This is a genomic window from Chitinophaga sp., from assembly GCF_036566945.1.
Lineage (GTDB): Bacteria > Bacteroidota > Bacteroidia > Chitinophagales > Chitinophagaceae > Chitinophaga.
Genome location: NZ_DATCVJ010000407.1, coordinates 1 through 4508 on the forward strand (window position 1 = coordinate 1; position 4508 = coordinate 4508).

At 43.8% G+C, this 4508-nt stretch carries 3 protein-coding genes; 2 read left to right on the forward strand and 1 reads right to left on the reverse strand.

What is annotated here, in order from left to right; genetic code table 11:
- Positions 1 to 743, reverse strand: a 743-nt coding sequence (locus tag VIP81_RS12130) for a Rossmann-like and DUF2520 domain-containing protein (protein WP_331960524.1), incomplete at its 3' end; no start/stop codon positions are given.
- Between the two features lie 276 nt (positions 744 to 1019).
- Here VIP81_RS12130 and topA point away from each other — a divergent pair.
- Together topA and VIP81_RS12140 are read left to right on the forward strand one after the other, a co-directional pair.
- On the forward strand, positions 1020 to 3371 hold the full coding sequence (topA, locus tag VIP81_RS12135) for a type I DNA topoisomerase (protein WP_331960527.1): 2352 nt from the start codon (positions 1020 to 1022) through the stop codon (positions 3369 to 3371).
- A gap of 128 nt (positions 3372 to 3499) precedes the next feature.
- Positions 3500 to 4372 (forward strand): transglutaminase-like domain-containing protein, encoded by an 873-nt coding sequence (locus VIP81_RS12140; protein WP_331960532.1) that lies wholly within the window; start codon positions 3500 to 3502, stop codon positions 4370 to 4372.
- The last annotated feature ends 136 nt before the right edge of the window (positions 4373 to 4508 follow it).

Here is a 4508-nt window from a genome sequence, read left to right on the forward strand (position 1 = left end):
ATCGCATCCGACATTACCTGGTATACCAGCTGCAAATATTCATCGTTTGCCAGTAAATCCCGGTGCAGGCTCATGGTGGCTTCATCCTGGCGCAGGGCCGGACCAGTTTGCACGGTTTCCGGCGAATATTTTTCCAGCCGGTCAAATGTCTCCTTTATAATAGGTTGCAGGAGGGAAAAGTCCAGCTGCTCTTTTTCACAATACGCCTTTGCCTGGGCAAAGAGGTGGTTGGTGAAGTTATTACAAAGCACGGCTGTCAGGTGATACTTGAGCCGTTGCACGGAGGATGTGACGGTTACACTGCCGGAAATGCTCTGCGCGAGTGCCTGCAGCCGACGAAGCACCTCATCATTGCTGGCTTCCAGCATCACGGGGATGGGCGGGTAGCTTTTAATTTCTTTACGGATAGATTGTAAAGGATATAATACCCCGATGTTAGCCGAGATCCGGGAGATGGCTTCCAGGGGCACAGCGCCTGCGGTATGCACCACAATGCGTTTGCCGAGCCGCAGCTGGTCATTCAATTCCGGAATGGCGGCATCGCTGACCGCCAGCAGGTAAATGTCTGCCTCCATATTAATATCCAGCAAATCATCTGTATAGGCCGCATTGAGCATTTCGCCCAGCTCCTGTGCATGCGCCAGTTGCCTGCTTACCACCTGTTTTACCTGGTGGCCATGAATTTTTAAAAGATGTCCGAAACAATGTGCAACATTGCCAGTGCCAACGATTACTATGTCCATTATAATGATGTATTTCAAATTACGAATTACGGATTTGTGGGGAAATTATAACGCTGATTTCCCCACAAATCCGTAATTCGTAATTCGTAATTCGTAATTACTTAAATATACGTGTTTTAGTGGGTCCCCGTTTTTTTCATTACATTACAACGTATTTTAACGTTTAAAAGTGGTCTTATTTTTTAATTTGAAGTGACTTTTATATCATTGCAGAATTCATTGAAGTAATTATTTTACAGAATTTTGCGTATTTAGCAGCGCATTAAAGAAGCATACATGGCAAAAAATTTAGTTATAGTTGAGTCCCCGGCGAAAGCCAAGACCATAGAAAAAATACTAGGCAAGGACTTTGAGGTCCGGTCCTGCTTTGGTCATATCCGTGATCTGGAAAAGGATGACATGGGGATAGACATCGAAAATAACTTTAAGCCTAAGTATGTTATACCGGAAGATAAGGAAAAGGTGGTGAAAGAGCTGAAGAAGCTGGCGAAGGATACCGATGAGGTATGGCTGGCGACGGATGAGGACCGTGAAGGAGAAGCCATTTCCTGGCATTTATGTGAGGTGTTGAACCTGGACCCGTTGACGACTAAACGTATTGTGTTTCATGAAATTACCAAACCTGCTATAGAAAACGCTGTTCAGCATCCACGTAAACTGGATATGGACCGCGTAAATGCACAGCAGGCCCGCCGTATACTGGACAGGATCGTGGGTTTTGAAATATCCCCGGTACTGTGGCGTAAAATGAGCATGCGTAATTCCCTTTCTGCCGGCCGTGTACAATCCGTAGCAGTAAGACTGATCGTTGAACGTGAAAGAGAAATCAACCACTTCCAGTCTGTCAGCACTTTCAAAGTAGAAGCTTATTTTACCGGTAAAGATATTAATGGTAAGAGTATTTCCTTTAAGGCAGATGGCCCCGGCAAGTTTAAAACAGCCGAAGACGCGGAGAAATTCCTCCAGCAATGCGTAGCCGCTGCCTATACCGTAAAAGATATACAGGTAAAACCTGGTAAAAAATCGCCCGCAGCGCCATTTACCACGTCTACCCTGCAACAGGAAGCCAGCCGTAAATTAGGCTACAGCGTTTCCAAAACCATGTTGCTGGCCCAGAAGCTGTATGAAAGTGGTAATATCACCTATATGCGTACGGACTCCGTCAACCTGTCTGATACGGCTATTGGTGAAATTGAAAAAGCAATTAAAAGCAGCTTTGGTGATAAATACCACCAACACCGCAAATTCAAAAATAAAAATGAGTCCGCACAGGAAGCGCATGAGGCCATCCGTCCTACCTACATGGAAAACACCACGGTAGATGACAGCGATACCCGCAAACTGTACGAACTGATCTGGAAACGTACCATCGCCAGCCAGATGGCAGACGCGGAACTGGAAAAGACCATCGCGAAAATCGATATCTCTACCAACCACGAAGAGCTGACTGCCAGCGGCGAAGTACTGAAATTCGATGGCTTCCTGAAAGTATACATGGAAAGCCACGATGATGAAGAAGAACAGGAAGATGAACAGGAAGGATCTTTACCACCACTGGCGGTAAAACAATCGCTGGACCTGAAAGAAATGAAGGCGACAGAAAGATTCTCCCGCCCGGCACCACGCTACACAGAAGCCAGCCTGGTAAAGAAACTGGAAGAACTGGGCATCGGCCGTCCATCTACTTACGCCCCTACTATTACCACTATACAGAAGCGTAATTATGTAGAAAAAAGAGAGAAAGAAGGCATTAAGAGAGATTACCGTATCATGGTGCTGAAAGCTGACAAGATCAGCAAACAGACCGAATCAGAAAATACCGGGGCAGAAAAATCAAAACTGTTCCCTACTGATCTGGGCATGATCGTGACCGACTTCCTCAATCAATACTTTAATAATGTAATGGACTACGGCTTTACCGCCAAAATTGAAGAAGAGTTCGATGAAATTGCCAGCGGTAAAAAGGTGTGGAACAATATGATCAGCGAATTCTATTTCCCTTTCCATAAAGATGTGGAAAACACACTGGAAAATGCAGAACGTGTAAAAGGAGAACGTCCGCTGGGAACAGATGCCGCTTCCGGTAAACCCATTGTAGCCCGTATGGGACGCTATGGTCCAATGATCCAGATAGGCAGCGTGGAAGATGAGGAAAAGCCCCGTTTTGCAAAATTAAAAGCCACACAAAGCATCGAAACCATCACGATGGACGAAGCCATGGAATTATTTAAATTGCCCCGTAATCTGGGTCAGTTTGAAGATTCTGATGTAGTGGTAAACATTGGCCGTTTTGGTCCGTATGCCCAGCACGATAAGAAATTCTATTCCCTGAAAAAGGAAATGGATCCTTACACCGTAGAACTGGATGAAGTAGCACCACTGATTGCCGAAAAACGTACGGCAAAAGACGAACGCACCATCAAAATATTTGAGAAAGAAAAAATACAGATCCTGAAAGGTCCTTATGGTCCTTATATTAAACAAGGTCTGAAGAACTTTAAAATACCGAAAGAGAAAATAGATACGGCCGCTGATTTAACGGTAGAAGAAGCCAAAGCTATCATAGAAGAAGCGAAAGCTAATCCACCAAAGAAAAAAGCACCACCCAGGAAGAAGAAAGCTGAATAACGCAGTGGTAAGAATATGATGAAAAATGGAGGCAATGATAATAACTGCAGTGTGAGTGATATGCTTATTATTTAATTTGCCAACAGGATCACATTATTTGATGATTACCACATGATCATAATAATGGTATGAACGAAAACAGAGAAATAAACGCTTTGTTCCACCTGTTGGATGATCCGGATCTGGAGGTATTTGACACTGTTGCCAGTAAAATATTACTGTACGGTAAAGATATTATTCCAAACCTGGAGAATTTGTGGGAGAATACAATTGACGAGGCTATTCAGGAAAGGATAGAACTGCTGATTCACCGGGTACATTACCAGGATTTGCAGGCAGCGTTACGTGTATGGGGACTTTCAGACATGCAGGATCTGTTGCAGGGCGCCATTCTGGCCGCCAGGTACCAGTTTCCCGACCTCATCGACTCCCAGATTATCACCGAGATAGATCGTATCAAGCGTAATATCTGGCTCGAACTCAATAATTATCTTACGCCACTGGAACAGATCAATGTGCTCAACAGCATGATCTATAACTATTTTGGCCTCAAAGGCGAAGAAGTTTCCTATCAGCGCAAAAATCAGTTTTTCATTAACCAGGTAATAGAATCCAAAAAAGGAAATCCAATTACCAACGGCATCATCTATTCCGCGTTATGTGCCATGCTGGATTTACCGGTATATGCCGTGAATATACCCCGTCAGTTTATCCTGGCTTATTTCGATAGCTACGTCGATTTTTCGGGGCCAATAGATCCTACTGATCACCGGATCTTATTTTTTATAGATCCTATACAAGGTCAGATCTATACACAACAGGATGTAGATACCTACCTGAAAAGAGTACAGGTACCTTCGGTGCCTTCTTATTTCAAGCCGCAATCCAATAAACGCCTGGTGCAATTCCTGCTGGAAGAGTTATCCAAGTGCTTCCGGGATGACAAGGATGCGTATAAACAGGATGAATTAATGAATTTAGCGAGTATACTCGAAGATTAGTGCGGATTTTGTCTTTGTTCAGGATTATACTGATTTTGATGATTTTCAGGATTTTTACATTGGGATTATAGAATGATTTAAAAAGATTTGGGAAGACATGAGCGAATATATCCGCTTATATCTTCCCAAATCTTTT

Bases quoted from the DNA above. Each gene is read 5' to 3' on its own strand.
- topA (WP_331960527.1), top strand. From the start codon at position 1,020: ATGGCAAAAAATTTAGTTATAGTTGAGTCCCCGGCGAAAGCCAAGACC.
- VIP81_RS12140 (WP_331960532.1), top strand. From the start codon at position 3,500: ATGAACGAAAACAGAGAAATAAACGCTTTGTTCCACCTGTTGGATGAT.